Origin of the sequence: Streptomyces sp. NBC_00683, assembly GCF_036226745.1 — a bacterium.
Taxonomy (GTDB): Bacteria; Actinomycetota; Actinomycetes; order Streptomycetales; family Streptomycetaceae; genus Streptomyces.
In genome coordinates, this window is sequence record NZ_CP109013.1 from 6,554,290 (window position 1) to 6,571,993 (window position 17,704).

The 17,704-nt window shown below is 70.8% G+C and carries 21 protein-coding genes; 9 read left to right on the forward strand and 12 right to left on the reverse strand.

Annotated elements, in window-relative coordinates:
* Positions 1-35: 35 nt before the first annotated feature.
* From OG257_RS29225 to OG257_RS29235, 3 genes are all read right to left on the reverse strand, one after another.
* A complete protein-coding gene (locus OG257_RS29225) occupies positions 36-1,487 on the reverse strand; it encodes a peptidoglycan D,D-transpeptidase FtsI family protein (RefSeq protein WP_329212349.1) in 1,452 nt (483 codons plus the stop codon).
* 94 nt (positions 1,488-1,581) lie between these two features.
* A complete protein-coding gene (locus OG257_RS29230) occupies positions 1,582-2,055 on the reverse strand; it encodes a GNAT family N-acetyltransferase (RefSeq protein ID WP_329212351.1) in 474 nt (157 codons plus the stop codon).
* A 3-nt stretch (positions 2,056-2,058) separates the two neighbouring features.
* The gene (locus OG257_RS29235; protein WP_329212353.1) at positions 2,059-2,829 is read right to left on the reverse strand and encodes an IclR family transcriptional regulator; all 771 of its coding nucleotides are present in this window, start codon (positions 2,827-2,829) and stop codon (positions 2,059-2,061) included.
* Positions 2,830-2,994: 165 nt separating this feature from the next.
* On the opposite strand from OG257_RS29235, the gene OG257_RS29240 reads away from it, so the two are divergent.
* Together OG257_RS29240 and OG257_RS29245 are read left to right on the forward strand one after the other, a co-directional pair.
* Positions 2,995-4,515 carry an aldehyde dehydrogenase (NADP(+)) gene (locus OG257_RS29240; RefSeq protein ID WP_329212355.1) on the forward strand — a complete coding sequence of 507 codons (1,521 nt, stop codon included), beginning with the start codon at positions 2,995-2,997 and terminating at the stop codon, positions 4,513-4,515.
* Positions 4,512-5,117 carry a DUF1349 domain-containing protein gene (locus OG257_RS29245; RefSeq protein ID WP_329212357.1) on the forward strand — a complete coding sequence of 202 codons (606 nt, stop codon included), beginning with the start codon at positions 4,512-4,514 and terminating at the stop codon, positions 5,115-5,117. Before OG257_RS29240 ends, OG257_RS29245 begins: the two co-directional genes overlap by 4 nt.
* Positions 5,118-5,206: 89 nt before the next feature.
* On the opposite strand, the gene OG257_RS29250 is transcribed toward OG257_RS29245, so the two are convergent.
* On the reverse strand, positions 5,207-5,992 hold the full coding sequence (locus tag OG257_RS29250) for an MBL fold metallo-hydrolase (protein ID WP_329212359.1): 786 nt from the start codon (positions 5,990-5,992) through the stop codon (positions 5,207-5,209).
* A 174-nt stretch (positions 5,993-6,166) separates the two neighbouring features.
* Between OG257_RS29250 and OG257_RS29255 the strand changes: the two genes are divergently transcribed.
* The gene (locus OG257_RS29255) at positions 6,167-7,141 is read left to right on the forward strand and encodes a pectate lyase family protein (protein WP_329212361.1); all 975 of its coding nucleotides are present in this window, start codon (positions 6,167-6,169) and stop codon (positions 7,139-7,141) included.
* A 52-nt stretch (positions 7,142-7,193) separates the two neighbouring features.
* Here OG257_RS29255 and OG257_RS29260 read toward each other — a convergent pair whose 3' ends face one another.
* Both OG257_RS29260 and OG257_RS29265 read right to left on the reverse strand, forming a co-directional pair.
* Positions 7,194-7,400, reverse strand: a complete 207-nt coding sequence (locus tag OG257_RS29260) for a DUF397 domain-containing protein (protein WP_329212363.1) — start codon at positions 7,398-7,400, stop codon at positions 7,194-7,196.
* A complete protein-coding gene (locus OG257_RS29265; protein ID WP_329212365.1) occupies positions 7,397-8,254 on the reverse strand; it encodes a helix-turn-helix domain-containing protein in 858 nt (285 codons plus the stop codon). Before OG257_RS29265 ends, OG257_RS29260 begins: the two co-directional genes overlap by 4 nt.
* A 158-nt stretch (positions 8,255-8,412) precedes the next feature.
* Between OG257_RS29265 and OG257_RS29270 the strand changes: the two genes are divergently transcribed.
* On the forward strand, positions 8,413-8,814 hold the full coding sequence (locus tag OG257_RS29270; RefSeq protein WP_329212367.1) for an ATP-binding protein: 402 nt from the start codon (positions 8,413-8,415) through the stop codon (positions 8,812-8,814).
* Here OG257_RS29270 and OG257_RS29275 read toward each other — a convergent pair.
* Together OG257_RS29275 and OG257_RS29280 are read right to left on the reverse strand one after the other, a co-directional pair.
* Positions 8,807-9,217, reverse strand: a complete 411-nt coding sequence (locus tag OG257_RS29275) for an SgcJ/EcaC family oxidoreductase (RefSeq protein ID WP_329212369.1) — start codon at positions 9,215-9,217, stop codon at positions 8,807-8,809. The genes OG257_RS29270 and OG257_RS29275 overlap by 8 nt on opposite strands.
* A 155-nt stretch (positions 9,218-9,372) precedes the next feature.
* Entirely contained in the window at positions 9,373-9,969 is a 597-nt protein-coding gene (locus tag OG257_RS29280) for a TetR/AcrR family transcriptional regulator (protein WP_329212371.1), read from the reverse strand.
* A gap of 63 nt (positions 9,970-10,032) precedes the next feature.
* On the opposite strand from OG257_RS29280, the gene OG257_RS29285 reads away from it, so the two are divergent.
* Entirely contained in the window at positions 10,033-10,920 is an 888-nt protein-coding gene (locus tag OG257_RS29285; RefSeq protein WP_329212373.1) for an NAD(P)H-binding protein, read from the forward strand.
* A 33-nt stretch (positions 10,921-10,953) separates the two neighbouring features.
* On the opposite strand, the gene OG257_RS29290 is transcribed toward OG257_RS29285, so the two are convergent.
* Positions 10,954-11,583 carry a class I SAM-dependent methyltransferase gene (locus tag OG257_RS29290; protein WP_329212375.1) on the reverse strand — a complete coding sequence of 210 codons (630 nt, stop codon included), beginning with the start codon at positions 11,581-11,583 and terminating at the stop codon, positions 10,954-10,956.
* 132 nt (positions 11,584-11,715) lie between these two features.
* Here OG257_RS29290 and cpt point away from each other — a divergent pair, with 132 nt between their 5' ends.
* A complete protein-coding gene (gene cpt, locus OG257_RS29295; RefSeq protein ID WP_329212377.1) occupies positions 11,716-12,249 on the forward strand; it encodes a chloramphenicol phosphotransferase CPT in 534 nt (177 codons plus the stop codon).
* Between the two features lie 30 nt (positions 12,250-12,279).
* Here the strand turns inward: cpt and OG257_RS29300 are convergent, their stop codons facing one another.
* On the reverse strand, positions 12,280-12,771 hold the full coding sequence (locus tag OG257_RS29300) for a DinB family protein (protein ID WP_329212379.1): 492 nt from the start codon (positions 12,769-12,771) through the stop codon (positions 12,280-12,282).
* Positions 12,772-12,906: 135 nt separating this feature from the next.
* Between OG257_RS29300 and OG257_RS29305 the strand changes: the two genes are divergently transcribed.
* Positions 12,907-13,641, forward strand: a complete 735-nt coding sequence (locus OG257_RS29305) for a DsbA family oxidoreductase (protein WP_329212381.1) — start codon at positions 12,907-12,909, stop codon at positions 13,639-13,641.
* 69 nt (positions 13,642-13,710) lie between these two features.
* Positions 13,711-14,772: an aminotransferase class V-fold PLP-dependent enzyme gene (locus OG257_RS29310; protein WP_329212383.1), complete on the forward strand. Its 1,062-nt coding sequence runs from the start codon at positions 13,711-13,713 to the stop codon at positions 14,770-14,772.
* A 19-nt stretch (positions 14,773-14,791) separates the two neighbouring features.
* Here OG257_RS29310 and OG257_RS29315 read toward each other — a convergent pair whose 3' ends face one another.
* Positions 14,792-15,298, reverse strand: a complete 507-nt coding sequence (locus OG257_RS29315; RefSeq protein ID WP_329212385.1) for a MarR family winged helix-turn-helix transcriptional regulator — start codon at positions 15,296-15,298, stop codon at positions 14,792-14,794.
* Between the two features lie 167 nt (positions 15,299-15,465).
* On the opposite strand from OG257_RS29315, the gene OG257_RS29320 reads away from it, so the two are divergent.
* The gene (locus OG257_RS29320; protein WP_329212387.1) at positions 15,466-16,536 is read left to right on the forward strand and encodes an alkene reductase; all 1,071 of its coding nucleotides are present in this window, start codon (positions 15,466-15,468) and stop codon (positions 16,534-16,536) included.
* Positions 16,537-16,633: 97 nt separating this feature from the next.
* Here the strand turns inward: OG257_RS29320 and OG257_RS29325 are convergent, their stop codons facing one another.
* A complete protein-coding gene (locus tag OG257_RS29325) occupies positions 16,634-17,668 on the reverse strand; it encodes a LacI family DNA-binding transcriptional regulator (protein ID WP_329212389.1) in 1,035 nt (344 codons plus the stop codon).
* Positions 17,669-17,704: the final 36 nt, after the last annotated feature.

Genomic DNA, 17,704 nt, shown 5'->3' on the forward strand with positions numbered 1-17,704 from the left:
GGTGGGTTCCGGCCGCTGCCGGAACCCACCGTGTGTCAGCCCTTGAGCGCCGCCTTCATCATCTTCTGCGCGATCGGCGCCGCCAGGCCGTTGCCGCTGACCTCCGAGCGGGCCGCCCCCGAGTCCTCGACGACCACCGCGACCGCGACCTGCTTGCCGGTGGAGTCGTCCTTCGCGTACGAGGTGAACCAGGCGTACGGGGTGTTGCTGTTGTCCACGCCGTTCTGCGCCGTACCCGTCTTGCCGCCCACCTCCGCGCCGTCGATCCGGGCGTTGGTGCCCGTGCCCTCCTCCACGACGGTGACCATCGCACTGCGCAGCTGCTCCGCCGTGGACTCCGACACGACCCGCTCGGTGTCGCCGTCCTCGAACTCCTGCAGCGTGGATCCGCCGGCGTCCGTCACCTCGGAGACCATGTGCGGGGCGGCCAGCTCACCGCCGTTCGAGAGGGCCGCCGAGACCATGGCCATCTGCATCGGCGTCGCCGTCACCTCGAACTGGCCGATGCCGGTCAGCGCGGTCTGCGCCTTGTCCATGCCCGTCGGGTACACGCTCTCGGCGGCCCGCACCGGCACGTCCAGCTTCTCGGTGTCGAATCCGAACGCGTCCGCCATCGCCTTCAGCTTGTCCTGCCCGAGGTCGGCGGCCACCTTCGCGAAGACGTTGTTGCAGGAGTACTGGAGCGCGGTGCGCAGCGTGGCGTTCTCGCAGGGGGCCGAGGGGTTCTCGTTCGACAGGACCGTCGTCGTGCCCGGCAGCGTGTACGGGTCGGGGCTGTCCGTCGGCTCGTCGACCGAGTCGTACAGGCCGTTCTCCAGGGCCGCCGACGCCACCACCAGCTTGAAGGTCGAGCCGGGCGGGAGCGGCTGCCGCAGCGCCCGGTTGACCAGGGGCTTGCTCTTGTCGTCGAGCAGTTTCTGCCAGGCGTCCCCGTCGGTCGTCCCGCTGATGCCGGACGGGTCGTACGACGGGGAGGAGACCATGCCGAGGATCCGGCCGGTCTCCGGATCCATCGCGACGGCTGCGCCCCGGTCGTCGCCGAGCGCCTCGAAGGCCGCCTTTTGGACGTCCGGGTCGATGGTCGTCAGCACCTGTCCCGGGGCGGTCTGCTCGCCTGTGAGGACCGCGGCGGGATCCTTGAGCCGGTTGTCGGTGCCGTCGAGCACATCGCTGTAGATGCCTTCGAGCTGCGTGGCGCCGTAGGCCTGTGAGCTGTAGCCCGTGACCGCCGCGTACAGCTCGCCCTGGGTGTAGGTCCGCTTGTAGCGGAGGTCGCCGCCCGTGGTCTCCTTCGAACCGGTGACCGGGGAACCGGCCACGATGATGTCACCGAGCGGCTGCGCGTACTGCGCGATCGTGTTCCGCCGGTTGTGCTCGTCGTCTGCGAGCGCCCGGGCCTCGTACGCCTGCACCCAGGTCGCCCGCACCAGCAGGGCGAGAACCATGAGCAGGCAGAAGACCGAAGCGCGCCTGATTGTCTTGTTCATCCCGCTGGAGGGACGAGCGGGGGAGCCCGGGACGTTCCCGTTCGTGTCCCTTCTCACCGTTTTCTCAGCTGCTCCGGCGGTCGGCCCAGGTGTGTCAGGCGTCCAGCCGCAGGAGCACCTCGTCGGTCTCCTCGCCCCTGGCCTGGGCGTAGCCCCGGTCGGTGCCGGTCAGGACGAAACCGCACTTCTGCAGCACCCGCACCGAACCGGTGTTGTCGGCAGCGGCGCGCGCGTGCAGGGGACGCTCGGGCACGGTGTCGAGCAGGGCGCGCAGCGCGGCGGTCGCCAGCCCCCGGCCCCACTGCGCCCTGTCCAGCCAGTAGGTCACCTCACGCTCGGCCGGCGGCCCGTACACCCCCACGCTGCCTACCACCACGTCGTCGGCGAGCACCGTGCGTATGGTCACCGTGTCCGAGGCGCGGATGCGCTGCCAGTGGGCGTCGAACATGGCCCGGTCGGAGGGGTCGGCGCTGGTGAAGGCCGCCATCCGGGTCGCCTCCGGGTCGCTCATGAAGGCGAAGAACAGGGGCAGGTCGCCGTCCCGTACCTCGCGCAGTTCGAGGCGCACGGGTCAGAGCCTCCGGGTCGCGAGGGTCAGCCGGTCGCGGGCGTCGAACAGGGCGTCCTTGACCATCTGTTCGTGCGCGGGCGTGAGCCGGGCGACGGGCACCGAGCAGCTGATCGCGTCGCGCGCCGGGGTGCGGTACGGGATCGCGACCCCGAAGCAGCGCAGGCCCAGCGTGTTCTCCTCGCGGTCCACCGCGTACCCCTGCTCGCGGATGAGGCGCAGTTCCTCGATCAGCTTCTCGCGGTCGGTGAGGGTGTGCTCCGTCAGCGCGGGCAGCGTCTCGGGCAGCATCTTGCGGACCTGCTCGTCGCTGTGGGTGGCCAGCAGCGCCTTGCCGAGCGAGGTGGAGTGGGCGGGCAGCCGGCGGCCGACGCGGGTGAACGGGCGCAGGTAGTGCTGGGACTGCCGGGTGGCGAGGTACACCACGTTCGTCCCGTCCAGACGGGCCAGGTGGATGGTCTCCGTGGTGTCGTCGGAGAGCCGGTCCAGGGTGGGACGGGCGGCGGCGACCACCTCGTCCCCGTCGATGTACGAGGTGCCGACGAGCAGGGCCCGCACCCCGATCCCGTACCGCGTGCCCGTCGCGTCGGTCTCGACCCAGCCCAGCTCCACCAGCGTGCGCAGCAGCATGTAGAGGCTGGACTTGGGGTATCCGACGGCCTCCTGCACGGCGGCCAGTGAGTGCATACCGGGGCGCCCCGCGAAGTATTCGAGGAGCTCCACCGTCCGTACCGCAGACTTGACCTGTGTCCCACCGGACTCGGCAACCGACATCGCCCTATGCCCCTTCCAGCCTTCTTGTACTACCTGCGCAACGCTGCGACTTCTTGCCAACACGGAACGCCCGGAAATAGAGTCCCCTACATATTCACGATCAGGAACTCTGTTCAGAATACCGAACAACTCCTGATGTGTGGCAGTGGACCGGAAGGAAACACGGTGGCAGCAGCACCAGTCTGGAGCGTCGACCCCCGAACCGGGAACCCGCGTGAGCAGGTTGCGGTGGAGGCTACAGCGGAGGAGGTCGACCGCGCGGTCCGGGCCGCGCATGCCGTGCGCGACACGTTGGCCGACCGCACGGTGCGCGCCGCGTTCCTGCGTACCGCGGCCGATCTGCTCGCCGGTGCGGGGGAGCACGTCATCGAGGCCGCCGACGCGGAGACCGCGCTCGGCCCGGCCCGGCTCACCGGCGAACTCGCCCGCACCGCAGCCCAGTTGCGGGCCTTCGCGGAGGTCGTCGAGGAGGGGTCCTTCCTCGACATCCACATCGACCACGAGGACGGCAGCAGGACCCCGCCCTGGCCGGACCTGCGCCGCTACAAGATCCCGCTCGGTGTCGTCGCCGTCTACGCGGCCAGCAACTTCCCGCTCGCCTTCTCCGTCCCCGGCGGCGACACCGCGAGCGCGCTCGCCGCGGGCTGCCCGGTCGTCGTCAAGGCGCACCCCGACCACCCCGCCACCTCCGAACTCTGCGCCTCGCTCCTGCGCAGGGCCGCCGCGCAGAACGGCCTGCCCGAGGACGTCCTGACCGTGGTGCACGGCTTCGACGCGGGCGTCGAGCTGGTCAAGCACCCTCTCGTCACCGCCGCCGGCTTCACCGGCTCGATCCGCGGCGGCCGGGCACTCTTCGACGCCGCGGCGGCCCGGCCCACCCCGATCCCCTTCCACGGCGAGCTCGGCTCCCTCAACCCCGTCGTCGTCACCGCCGCGGCCGCCGCGGAGCGCGGCGAGCAGATTGGTGCAGGGCTCGGCGGCTCCATGACCATGGGCGCGGGGCAGTTCTGCACCAAGCCCGGTTTCGTCTTCGCCCCGTTCGGCGAGGCCGGTGACCGACTGCTGAAGTCCCTCACCGAGACGGTCAGCGACACCGGTGCGGGCGTCATGCTCGACCACCGGATGCGGGACGCCTTCGTCGCGGGAGTGGCCGAGAGGGCGGCACTCGCGGACGTGGAGGCCCCCGTCACCCCCGGCGCGGGCAGCGAGCACACCGTCTCCGCGGGCTTCCTGACCGTCCCCGCCCAGCGGCTGGCCGCCGAAGGCCCGCACGACGCGCTGCTGGAGGAGTGCTTCGGCCCGGTCACCGTCGTCGCACGCTACGACTCCGAGGACGAGATCACCGCCGTCCTCTCCCGCCTCCCCGGCAACCTCACGGCCACCCTCCAGATCGCCACCGAGGAGGCCGACGGCAGTGCCGCCGGTCTGCTCGCGGCGCTCACCCCGCTGGCCGGACGCGTCCTGGTCAACGGCTGGCCGACCGGCGTCGCCGTCGCCCCCGCCCAGCACCACGGCGGCCCGTACCCGGCCACCACCTCCACCTCGACCTCCGTCGGCGCGACAGCGATCGAGCGCTGGCTGCGCCCGGTCAGCTACCAGTCGACGCCCGAGGCGCTGCTCCCGCCGGAGCTGCGCGAGGACAACCCGCAGGGCCTGCCCCGCCGGGTCGACGGGCGCCGCGTATGACCGTGCACCTCCCCGAAGTGCCCTTCCCGCTGGAGCCGTTCGGCCCGGAGGGGGCCTGGGGGTACGAGGACGGCGTGCTGACCGGCCGGGCGGGCGCCCGCCAGGACCGCTTCGTCCCGCCGGGCGGCGACGCCCTGGAACCCGCCTCCGACGCCCCGCGCCTGCTGGGTGCCGTGCCGGAGGGCGACTTCCAGCTGGCCGCCCGGGTGAAGGTGGGCTTCGCGGGGGCGTTCGACGCGGGCGTGCTCTATCTGCACGCCGGTGAACGGGAGTGGGCGAAGCTCTGCTTCGAGCTCTCCCCGGAACGCCCCACCATCTGCACGGTCGTCACCCGCGGCCACTCCGACGACGCCAACTCCTTCGTCGTGGACGGTGACACCGTGTGGCTGCGGCTCAGCCGCACCGGCAAGGCGTTCGCCTTCCACGCCTCCGAGGACGGCGAGAAGTGGACCTTCGTCCGCGTCTTCGCCCTCGGGACGGAGCAGGCGCCGGTACTGGCAGGCTTCCTGGCCCAGGCGCCCACGGGCGAGGGCTGCGAGGTGGCCTTCGACCGGATCGCGTACCGGCCGGCCGGCCTCGGCGACCTGCGCGACGGCAGCTGACGGTCAGCGGCGCGCCCACCCCTCCCGGCCCCGGCCGGGGGGTGGGCGCGTTCTCTGCAGCGTGAGCCAGAGGTAGCCCGGGCGGGCCCCTACGGTGCGACGAACGCCGGAGTCAGGTGGGCGGGGGCCAGCAGGGCGCGGTGCGCCGCGGCCCGCTCCAGCAGTGCTTCGCGGGAGGCGCGGGCGGTGACCGGGTCGCGCTCGTGGGCGTAGGCGACGGCCGGATTGCCCAACTGGACGGCGTGCACCAGCGCGTCACCGGTGACGACGACGTCCCGGCCGCCCGGCTGCTCGACCAGGACGGACTGGTGGCCCGGAGTGTGTCCGGGCGTGGGGAGGAGGGTCAGCCCCCTCCCGAGCCGGTGCTCCCCGCGGACCTCGTCGAGCTGTCCCGTGGCGCGGAGCGGCTCGACGACCCACTTCCACACGGGGTCCGACCGGTCGAGGGCGGCCGTCTCCGCGTGCTGGACGACGTACCGGGCCCGGGGGAACATGGGGTCCCCGGCCGCCGTCGTCGACCAGCCCACATGATCCTCGTGCAGATGGGTCAGCACGACGGACTCCACGTCCCCGGGTGCGATCCCTGCCTCGGCGAGCGCCTCCGGCAGTCGGCCGGGTACCGGGCACCACGGGGCGCCCGGACCCTCGGCCGGCCCGACACCCGCGTCGACGAGGACCCAGCGCCCGCCGGGCCGCTCGATCGCGAAACACCAGAAGTTCAGCCGCCACGTGCCGTCCGGCCCCCGTGCGCCCGGATCGAGGGACGCGGCGCGTTCCCAGTCACGTTCGCCCGCCCCGGGAAAAGCGAGCCGTTCCCGCTTGAAGAACGTGCCTGCGGCGTCCAGCAACGCGAGAACGTTTCCGTGCCGTTCCAATGTGCCCTCCTCCTACGGATGCTTCTTCGGACGTCAGCGGGAGCCGACCTGGGTCACATATCCAAGTCCGGCTCCACGTACGTGAATTAATCTGCCCGACCCGGCAACCTGAGCGCCACCTGCGGCGACCCATGAGTGCACCCCGCACTCAGTCGTACCGAGAAAGGGCCCCCCATGCGCACCCATCTCCGCAGCCGCCGAAGCCGTATCACGGCGCTGGCCGCCGCCTCCACCGTCGCAGCGCTCACCGTCGCGGTGCTCCCCAACTCCGCAGGCGCCGCCGAGTCCAGCCCCGTGGGCTTCGGCGCGGGCACCACCGGCGGCGGCAGCGCCTCCGCGGTGACCGTCAGCAGCCTCGCCGCGTTCAAGACGGCCGTCACCGGCGACACCGCCAAGACGGTCAAGGTGAGCGGTCTCATCTCGCTCAGCGGCCAGGTCGACATCGGTTCCAACACCACCGTGCTCGGCGTCGGTTCGTCCTCCGGATTCACCGGCGGCGGCCTGCGCCTCAAGAGCGAGTCGAACATCGTCATCCGCAACCTGAACATCAGCAAGCCGCTCGCCCCCTCCGACGGCATCACCGTCCAGAACTCCACCAAGGTCTGGATCGACCACAACTCCTTCTCCGCGGACCGGGACCACGACAAGGACTACTACGACGGCCTGCTGGACATCACGCACGCCTCGGACAACGTCACCGTGTCCTGGAACACCTTCAAGAACCACTTCAAGGGAAGCCTCGTCGGGCACAGCGACAGCAACGAGAGCGAGGACAAGGGCCATCTGCGCGTGACGTACCACCACAACCACTTCCAGAACGTCTTCTCCCGCATCCCGAGCCTCCGCTTCGGCACCGGCCACTTCTACGACAACTACGTCGAGGGCGCGGACACCGCCGTGCACTCCCGTATGGGTGCGCAGATGCTGGTCGAGAACAACGTCTTCCGCAACACGAAGGTCGCCATCACGACCAGCCGCAGCAGCGACGAGGACGGCTACGTCGTCCAGCGGGGCAACGATCTCGGCGGCGCGGCCACCGAGATCTCCCAGACGGGCTCGTTCACCACGCCGCCGTACTCCTATACGGCCGAGCCCGCCTCGTCCGTCGCGGCCTCGGTGACCGCGGGCGCGGGAGCCGGCAAGATCTGACCCGCGACGGGTGAGTGAGGGGTGCGCGGCCCGGACACGGGCGGCGCACCCCTCAGCGGTCGGCCGCGAACCGCACGAAGCGGGCCCAGTGGGCGGGGGAGACCGTCAGGTGGGGGCGGGTGACGTCCTTCGAGTCGCGCACGAGGACGGCGGGGCCGCTGGAGGTGACCTCGACGCACGCTCCCCCTTCGTTGGAGCTGTAGGTGCTCTTGGCCCACGTGAGGGATGCCGTCATGTCCACAGCGCCGATGTCACTCATGCCGCTCCCAGCAACTCCTTGATGACAGCGAGGGATTCGGACGGGTTGAGCGCCTGTGCCCTGATGCTGCCGTAGCGTGCGGCCAGGATACGGACTTCGTCCGGATCGGTGACCAGACGGCTGATGTTCTGAACCTCCAGGTACGCCACCTGAGGTCGCCCTTTGGGTGTCAGAAGAATGAACGGCCCACCCATACCGGCATGCTGCACCCGGTCGGTCGGCATGACCTGAAGCTCCAGGCTCCTCAGCCGGCCCAGATCGAGCAGCTTCTCCAGCTGCGCCCTGTGCACCGTAGAACCGCCGATCGGCCGACGCAGCACGGCCTCTTCGATGATGCACGTCAGGATCGGTGCAGGCCATCGAGTCAGGAGCTCCTGACGATCCATGCGTGAGGCGACCCGAAGTTCGATGGTCGCATCGTCCAGGAGCGGCTTGCGCATAGCGAAAAGGGCCCGCGCGTGGTCCTCGGTCTGCAGAAGGCCCGGCACGACATGGCTGCCGTACTCATGGACCTCCACCGCATCCGCCTCCAACCGCGCGTAGTCCCGGAACCACGCCGGATGCTTCACCCGCGCCCTGGCCTTCGCCCGGGTGACGTCCTCCGTCGCGGCCCGCAGCAGCCCGCCCGCACCCAGCGCGTCGTCCGCCGCGTCCAGGAACTCCGGTTGCGGCGTCCTGCGTCCGCACTCCAGTGAGCGGACCAGGTCCTCGCTGTAGCCGAGCCGCTCACCGAGTTCCCGCTGGGTGAGTCCCGCCCGTTCACGGAGCAGCCGGACCTGGCGGCCGACCACCCGGAACAGGTCCGCCGCGCCCTCCGAGTCGTCGTTCTCCCCGATCGCGTCCGTCAGCCCCATCGCCGGCCCCGTTCGTCCCGCGTGCCGCACGGCGGACGACCGGTACCGATCACCACTCGCACCGGTACACGCACGCTGCGTACCGTAGTCACTCCTGGTCAGCGTACGGTCACCCGGCCACGCTGAGTGGTGTGAAGAGCGAATCCGTACACACAGGCATGCGCCAACCGGTAACACCCGCACCGCAGTTCACCCAGCTGCTGAGCGCCACCCGGCGGGGTGCGCGCCTCGCCCGGCTGCTCGCCGTGGAGCAGCTCGCCGCATGGGGGTGGCCGCGCGGCGGCGAACCCATCGACGCGGCCGCACTCGTCGTCGCCGAACTGGCGGCCAACGCCGTGCGGCACGGGCGGCTGGAGGGGCGGGGCTTCCGGCTCGGCCTCGTACTCCTGCCGGGTGCGCGGCTGCGCATCGAGGTCACGGACCCGCGTGGTGAACGGGCCCTCGCCCGGTCCGGCGGGGGGTGCGGGCTGGTCGTCGTCGACGCGCTCGCCGCGGACTGGGGCGTGAGGCCGTTCCCGCCCTCGGGGAAGACGGTCTGGGCGGAGATCGGAATCAGGTGACGACCGGGGTGTTCTGGCAGGCGGTCAGCAGCCAACGGCCGTCGTCCTGCTTGGAGATGACGTAGAGGGGAGCGCCCTCGCTCTCATCGTCCGGGGTCAGGTAGCGCTGACGGACCTTTACCGCCGCGACGTCGGGGCGGATGAACAGTACGTGGGCGACCTCGTAGGTGACCCTGCCGTCCCAGTCCGAGGAGGGAAGCACCTTGCGGGTGAATTCCGAGATCGCGTCGAGGCCGATGAGGACCTTGCCGTGGCCGGTCGTCCAGATCGCGTCCGGGTGGAAGAGGCCGAGGAACTCCTCGGGGTCCTTGTTCACCTGTGAGTGCTCGACGGTGGCGACGAGCCGGCTGATCGCTTCGAGGTCTGCCGCGCGTGACGTGGATGGTGTAGTCATGGACACCATCGTTGGACCTCAAGTTCGATTGAGGTCAAGGGATGATCGCGGGAAGGTGGTCACCAGGCGGAAAATCGCTTCGAGTGCGCGAAAGTGGCCTGACTGGGCCGGTGGCAACGCGTGCACCAGCCTGCGGAACCTTCTTCGACTGGGAGTGTCGCCCGTCACCGCAGTTGGTTGAATGCCTGGTCGGCGTCGGCTACGGCCTCGGGGTGAACGTCGTGGGCGGTTCGGCCGTCGGCGATCTTCTGCCAGTTGGTCCGGGAGAGCACCCGTTGGACCGCGAGCACCTGGGCGGCCCGCAGGCGCGCCTGGATGCCTTCGCCGAGGGCGTCCGCCAGTGCCTCCTCATCCTCGAGCTGGTACCGCGTGAGCCGTCCCGCCAGGCTCGGCGTGGTGAACACCAGTCGATGGAACGCCACCACCTCGGGATGATCGTTGAGGCCGGTGACGGGGTCGTACCGATCGAGGCCGGCCTGGAAGTGCCGGTGCAGCGCCGTCACCGGCTTGATGCCGGACCTGCGGTCACGTACGACGCGTGCCGCCTCTCCTTGGTGGTCCGCGAACCGGTGCAGCACCAGGTCTTCCTTGGTGGGGAAGTACCGGAAGAGGGTGGGCTTGGAGATCTCGGCCGCCGCGGCGATGTCGTTGACCGAGACGCGGTCGAAGCCGTGCTCCAGGAACAGCGAGACGGCCGCGTCGCCGATGGCGTCGCGCGTCCGCTCCTTCTTGCGGGCCCGCAGTCCCGTCGACTCGCTCATCAGACCACCGTAACATTCATTACCAGGTTGAGTTTTTAACCGAGTAACGTTTTTATGGGCGGCATGAACCAGATGGACATTCCTCCCGTGCTCGTAACCGGGGCGACGGGCCGGGTCGGCCGCGTCGTCATCGACCAACTCCTCGACGCAGGCGTGCCGGTCCGCGCCCTCACCCGTCGCTCCGAGGCCGCGGCGACGCTGCCGGCGAAGGTCGAGGTCTTCACCGGCGACCTCACCGTGCCCGAGACGCTCGACCGGGCATTGAACGGCGCCGGTGCGGTCTTCCTCGTCTGGACCGCCCCGCCTCGGACCGCCGAGGCAGTCGTCGAGCGGCTGGCAGCCCACGTGCGGCGGGTCGTCCTCCTCTCCTCCCCGCATCAGACGCCGCACCCCCTCTTCCAGCAGCCCAATCCCATGGCTGTGCTGCACGCCGACATCGAGCGGCTCATCGCGGCCACCGGACTCGAGTCGACGATCATCCGGCCGGGGATGTTCGCGTCGAACGCGCTGGCCTGGTGGGCGCCCGCGATCCGGGCCGGCGAGGTCGTCCGGTGGCCTTACGGTGCTGCCGAGTCGGCACCGGTCGACGACCGCGACGTCGCGGCCGTCGCGGCGCGGACGCTCTATCGGGGCGGATACGTCGGAGGCGACTACGTCCTTACGGGCCCCGAATCACTGACCCAAGCCGCGCAGGTGGACGTCATCGGTGACGCCCTGGGGCGCCGGATCGCATTCGAGGAGATGACGCCGGATGAGTTCCGAAGCCTGTGCGAGGGCACAGCGCCCAGTTCGGTTGTCGACATGCTGCTCGCTGCGTGGAGCGCGGCGGTCGGACAGCCCGCGTACGTCACCACTGCGGTGGCCGACATCCTCGGGACGGCGCCGCGAACGTTTCGCCAGTGGGCCGCCGACCACGCCACCGCGTTCACGGAGGGTTCGGAGGGGTCGTAGGCTCAGCGGCCCAGGGCAATCGTGCGTACGCCCTTAGGGACGGCGGGCCAGCAAGTGGGCGTCGAGGAAGCCTCGCTCGGAGGCCGGGTCGTGGATCAGCCGGGCGAACGTGACGAGCCCGGCCCCGGCCAGCAACTCTGCGAACCGGTCCACCGGCCAGCTGTAGGCGGGCGTCACCTTGTGGTCGAAGCGGACCGGCGCCGGTCCGTCGGTCGCGAAGAACGAGACCAGGAACAGGCCCCCTGGTGCCAGAACACGTACCTGCTCGGCGAGCAGCGCGGGCAATTCCCCAGGCGGAGTATGGATCACCGAGTAGTGGGCCAGCACGCCGCCGAGCGCGCCGTCCTCGACCGGCAGGGCCTCCATCGGCGCCTCATCGAACCGCAGCGCCGGATGGGCCCGCCGGGCGTGGTCGACCATGCCCGGGGAGAGGTCGAGCCCGAAGGCGTCCAGCCCCAGTTCGTGCAACATGGCCGTCAGATGTCCAGGCCCGCACCCGATGTCGGCTGCCCGCGGGTTCCCCGTCCCGCGAACCAGCTCGGCGAACGTGCCGATCATGTTCCGTGAGAACGGCTGCGTGTCCAGTCGATTGGCGAACATCGACGCATAGAGCTCGACGACCCCGTCGTAGGCCGCCCTGGTCTCGTCCTGGTGTCCCGCCATGGCGAAGAAGCTAACACTCGTGCCGTTCGCGGCCGTTCTCCGGCTCCGTACCGCCCCTGGGGCTTGATCCCATCACCTGAGTACGGGACGACCCCAGTGGGTTCGAGAAGGGACTGCCTCTACCGTGCCAGGATGGCAACTCAGGTGATTGTGCTCAACGGCGGGTCCAGCTCGGGCAAGTCCGGGATCGTCCGGTGTCTGCAGGCGGTACTGCGGGATCCGTGGCTCGCCGCCGCGGTCGACTCGCTGATCGAGGCGATGCCCGCATCCATGCAGACGTCGGACGCGGGAATCGAATTCGCCGCGGACGGCGCGGTGAATGTCGGCTCGCAGTTCCGGGAGCTGGAAGCGGCGTGGATGGAGGGGGTCGCCGCGATGGCCCGCGCGGGCGCCCGGGTCATCGTCGACGACGTCTTCCTCGGCGGAGCGGCGTCCCAGGAGCGGTGGCGGAAGGCCCTGGGCGGACTGGACGTGCTGTGGGTCGGCGTCAGGTGCGAGGGTGAGGTCGCCGCGGCCCGCGAGGTCGCCCGCGGGGACCGGGCCCAGGGGATGGCCGCCCTGCAGGCGGAGACGGTCCACCGGGGCGTGGTCTACGACCTCGAGGTGGACACCACGCACACGGAGTCCCTGGACTGTGCGCGGGTTGTCGCCGCGCGGGTCGGGTGACCGCGACGCCACCGGGACCGCGCGGCGCCGTCACCGGCGGGCCGTGCTGCTCGCGCCGTCGAGCGACTCCCGGATGATGTCCGCGTGCCCGGCGTGCTGGGCCGTCTCCTGGAGGAGGTGCAGCAGGATCCGGCGCACCGGCCAGTGGTGCACGACGCCCGGCTCCCAGGGCGCCTCCGGCAGGCGTACCTCCGCGTCCGGATCCGCCTTCGCGTACGCCTCGTCCGTGGCACGCGCGGATTCGGCATAGGCGGCGCGCAGGCTGTCGACGGTTGCGCCCTCAGGTGCCAGGTACTGGGTCATGTCCCACATCCCGTCCGGGGTCCGGCCGCTGGTGTCGGTCATGATGTGCGTCCAGACCCGCTCGCCCTGGGTGAGGTGGTTGAGGATGCCTCCGAGCGTCAGCTCGCTCGCGGTGGAACGCTCCGCGACCTGCGTGTCGGTGATGTCCCGCACGGTGATGAGGAGGAGTCGCCGCGCATCGCGCAGAGCGGTCAGGACGCTCTCGGTCTCAGGTGTCATGCGGACAGGCCAGGAAGCAATCAGGTCAGGTTCCGGCCCAATGGATACCGGGAATCAGCCGTCGCCGTTGAACGTTGAACGGGCGGCGGAGGGTGGCTCCGCACCCGTACGGCAGAGCTGGAGAGAAGAAGAGTCATGCGCGTCGAGATCTGGAGCGACATCGCCTGCCCCTGGTGCTACATCGGGAAGGCGCGCTTCGAGAAGGGCCTGGCCGAGTTCGCCCACCGTGACGAGGTCGAGGTGGTGCACCGCTCCTTCGAGCTCGACCCCGGGCGTGCCAAGGGCGACACCGAGAAGGTGATCGACATGCTGGCGCAGAAGTACGGGCGCACCCCCGAGGAGGCCCGCGGCATGGAGGCGAATGTCGCGGCGAACGCGCAGTCCGAAGGGCTCGGCTACCGCTCCGAGGGGCGTGACCACGGCAGCACCTTCGACATCCACCGGCTGCTGCACCTGGCCAAGGCGCGCGGTCGCCAGGACGAGCTGCTGAGCCTCGCCTACCGGGCGAACTTCGCCGAGGAGCGCTCGGTCTTCGACGACGCGGTGCTGGCCGACCTCGCCGTGGAGGCGGGGCTCGACCGGGAGGAGTCGCTGGCGGTGCTCGCCGACCCCGAGGCGTACGCCGACGAGGTGCGGGCCGACGAGCGTGAGGCGGCCGAGCTGGGCGCCAACGCGGTGCCGTTCTTCGTGTTCGACCGGCGCTACGGAATCTCCGGCGGCCAGCCCTCGGAGGTCTTCGTCCAGGCGCTGGAGCGGGCGTGGAAGGACCGTCCGGTCAGCGCGCTCACCACCCTCGGCGGCGACGCCGAGGCCTGCGACGCGGACGGGGCCTGCGAGGTCCCCCAGGGCGCCTCCGACGGGCACGCATAAGCACTTCTTGGGTCTGCCCCTCAACTCTTCGTGATTGACGAGGGGTTGAGGGGCGGACAGGGTGGACGCATGGAGACGTCTACGATTCACCAGGTCACAGCCGCCGAGTTCGCACCGGAGACCACCTACCTCAACACGTCCAGCTGCGGTCTGCTGCCCCGCCGGACCGTCGAGGCGGTCAAGGAACTGGCCGACGACAACGCCACGGGCCGCCGGGCCGGTGCCGGCAGCTTCGAGTCGGTGGACGCCGCCCGGGCCGGCTTCGCCCGGCTCGCCGGTGTCGCTCCCGACCGGGTCGCCACCGGCAGCTCCGTCGCCGCCCATGTGGGGCTGGTCGCGGCCTCGCTGGCGCCGGGCTCCGAGGTCCTCGCCCCGGAGGGCGAGTTCAGCTCGGTCGTCAGCCCGTTCGCCGTCCGCGGTGACCTGAAGATGCGGTACGTCCCGCTGGGGGAGCTGGCCGAGTCCGTACGGCCGGAGACCGCGCTCGTCGCCTTCTCCGCCGTCCAGTCCGCCGACGGCAGGGTCGCCGACCTGGACGCCGTCCGGGCGGCGGCCGATGCGCACGGCGCGCGGACCCTGCTCGACGCCAGCCAGTCCGCGGGCTGGCTGCCGCTGGACGCCGGGGCGTACGACTACACGGTCACGGGAGGCTTCAAGTTCCTGCTGTGCCCCCGGGGCGCGTCGTTCCTGACCGTGACCGAGGAGGCGCAGGAAACGATCCCCGTGCTGTACGCGGGCTGGGTCTCGGCCGAGGACCGCTGGAACAGCACGTACGGGCCGGTCGGGCAACTGGCCGTCACCGCACGGCGCTTCGACGAACCGGCCGCCTTCCTCGCGTACCACGGCGCGGAGCGCTCCCTGGAGCTGCTGGCGGAGGTCGGAGTCGACGCGCTGTACGCCCATGCCACCGGGCTCGCAGCCCTCTTCCGCGACGGACTGGCCGGGATCGGGCACGAGGCGGTACCGGGGGAGTCGGCCATCGTCGCCGTGCCGGGACTCGGCAGCCGTCTGGCCGAGCTGACGCGGGCGGGGGTCATGGTCTCGGACCGGGCGGGGAATCTACGAGTGGCGTTCCACCTGTACAACACCGAGGCCGACGTGGACCGTGCGCTGGACGTGCTCTCGGGCTGAAACGGCCGTCCCGAACCGGTCACTCCGGGCCGGGACACCCCTCGGTCTCCTGGCAGAGGTTCGCCTCGACCTTGGCCAGGAGCCTGGCCAGCTCCGTGCGCTCCGCCGGGTCCAGTCCCGCGAGCGTGTGCTCCTCCAGGCTGGACCAGGCGTCCCGCACCGAGGCGTGGAGCCCGCAGCTGTCCACGGTGGCCTCGACCAGGACGGCCCGCCGGTCGTCCGGGTCGGGGCGGCGGCGCACGTGCCCGGCCTGGTCGAGCCGCTGGAGCATCTTGGTGACGGTGGACGGGTCGAGGTCCACGGCCTTGATGAGCTCCGACTGGCGGACAGCCCCGCCGTCCCACAGATGCATCATCAGGAGTTCCTGGCCGGGATAGAGGCCGAGCCCCTTGAGCAGCCTGCCCGCCGCGATCCGGTGCAGCCTGGCGATGCGCGAAACGGCATGGCTGACGGGCCCGCCGCGGGCGGCGCTGGGCAGCGCCTCGGCACAGACGGGATCTGCGGGGGCCGTGCTGTCGGCCTTCATCGGGACTCCTCGGGGCGGTGGTGCTGCCCTGTCGTTTCCGTTGGCTGGTCCGCGACGTCGCTGGTCCATGACGTCTCCATGAACTTTACCTTGGTCGGCCAATTAATGGGTTACAGTGGCGCGGAGATAATTACTTGGCCGACCATGTAAATCCCCCGGGAGCTCCCATGACCACCGTGTTCGACCCCATCGACCTCTCCGGTACGCAGCTCGCCAACCGCATCGCGCTCGCGCCGATGACCCGCAGCCGGGCCGGTGACGGCGGTACGGCCACCGATCTCGTCGTCGAGTACTACACCCAGCGGGCCTCGGCCGGACTGATCATCACCGAGGGCATCCAGCCGTCGGTGGTGGGCCAGGGCTACCCCAGCACCCCCGGACTACACAGTGCCGAGCAGGTCGCCTCGTGGCGCAGGGTCACCGACTCCGTCCACGAGGCCGGCGGGCGCATCTTCGCCCAGATCATGCACGCGGGCCGGATCGGCCACCCCGTACTGCTGCCGGACGGACTCACCCCGGTCGCCCCCTCCCCGGTCGCGGCGCCCGGCCAGGTCTACACCCAGGTGGGCCCGAAGGACTTCGTCGAGCCGCGTGAGCTGACCGACGCCGAGATCCGGGCGACCATCGGGGACTTCGTCACGGCCGCCCGCAACGCCGTCGACGCAGGGTTCGACGGGGTCGAGCTGCACGGCGCCAACGGCTACCTGATCCACCAGTTCCTCGCACCGAACACCAACCTGCGCACCGACGAGTGGGGCGGTTCCGAGCAGGCCCGCATCCGGTTCGCCGTCGAGGTCGCCAAGGCCGTCGTCGCAGAGATCGGCGCGGAGCGCACCGGGCTGCGCATCTCGCCCGGAAACCCGTACAACGGCATCGAGGAGCCCGCCCCCGACGCCGTCTACACCGCGCTCGTCGCGGAGCTCGAACCGCTCGGGCTCGCCTACCTGCACATCCTGGAGCAGGTCGAGATCCGTGAGCTGACGCTCGCGCTGCGCAAGCAGTTCTCCGGAACCGTGGTCCTCAACGTGCTCACCGACGGGCCGACCGGACCGGAGCACCACACGGTGATCGACGACGGGATCGCGGACCTCATCTCCTACGGCGTGCTGTTCCTCGCCAACCCGGACCTGCCGGCCCGGCTGAAGGCCGGCGGGCCGTTCAACACTCCGGACCCGTCGACATTCTTCGGCGGCGAGGCCAAGGGCTACACCGACTACCCGGCGCTGCAGGACCGGTAACCGACCGGCTGCCGCACCGCGTACTTCGGCCCCTGACGGGCGAACCCGTCAGGGGCGACGCGTGATCACCGAGAGGTGCAGGGCCCGCTCGACGGCGTCACGCCGACTCCCGGCGGACCAGTTCGGTGGGCAGGATGACCGCGGCCGGATCCTCCCCGCCGATCTGCGCCAGCAGCACCCGAACCATCTCGGAGCTGATCCGGTCCCAGGGCTGGCGGACCGTCGTCAGTGCGGGACGGGCCGCGAGCGCCGCGGGCGAGTCGTCGAAACCGCCGACCGCGATGTCCTGCGGGACGCGTCGGCCCGCCTGCTCCATGGCGGTCAGCACCCCCTGCGCCATCAGGTCGGACGCCACGAACACCGCGTCGATGTCCGGTGCGCGCTCCAGCAGGAGCGATGCCGCGGCCTGACCGCCCGCACGGCTGTAGTCGCCCGGCACGACCAGCGCCTCGTCGAAGGACAGCCCGCATTCGGCGAGCGTCTCGCGGTAACCCGCCAGCCGCTCCACGCCGCCGGGGGTGTCCAGCGGGCCGGTGACGGTGGCGATCCGGCGGCGCCCGGACTCGTACAGGAACCGCACCATGTCCCGTGCGCCGTCCCGGTCGGCCGCCGCCACGTAGCTGACCTTCGAGCCCTGCCCGAGCGGCTTCCCGCAGGCGACCAGCGGCACGCCCGCCTCGTGCAGCTGGGCGGCGACCGGGTCGCCGGAGTGGCTGGAAACCAGCAGCACCCCGTCCACGTGACCGGCGATGTACCGCATGTTCCGGCGGCGCTCCGCCTCCGTTCCCGCGATCATCAGCAGCAGCGGGATGTCGTGCGCGGCGAGCGCTGTGGTGCAGCCGCGCAGCAGGACGTTGAAGTTCGGGTCCTCGAAGAACCGCTCCTGCGGCTCGGTCAGCAGGAACGCCACGGAGTCGGAACGACCGGTGATCAGCGACCGGGCATGCCGGTTCACGGTGTACCCGGTCTTGTGTATGGCGGAGTTGACCGCGTCGAGGGCGGCGGGGCTGACGTTGTGGCCGCCGTTGAGCACGCGGGAGACCGTGCCCCGGGATACTCCGGCCTCCCGCGCGACATCGTGGATCGTCGGCGGCCGGCGCCGTCCCGCGCCGTTCTGTTCTGTGCGGCTCATTTTGCTTGATCTTTCATCAAGGGAAGCCCTGTTGAG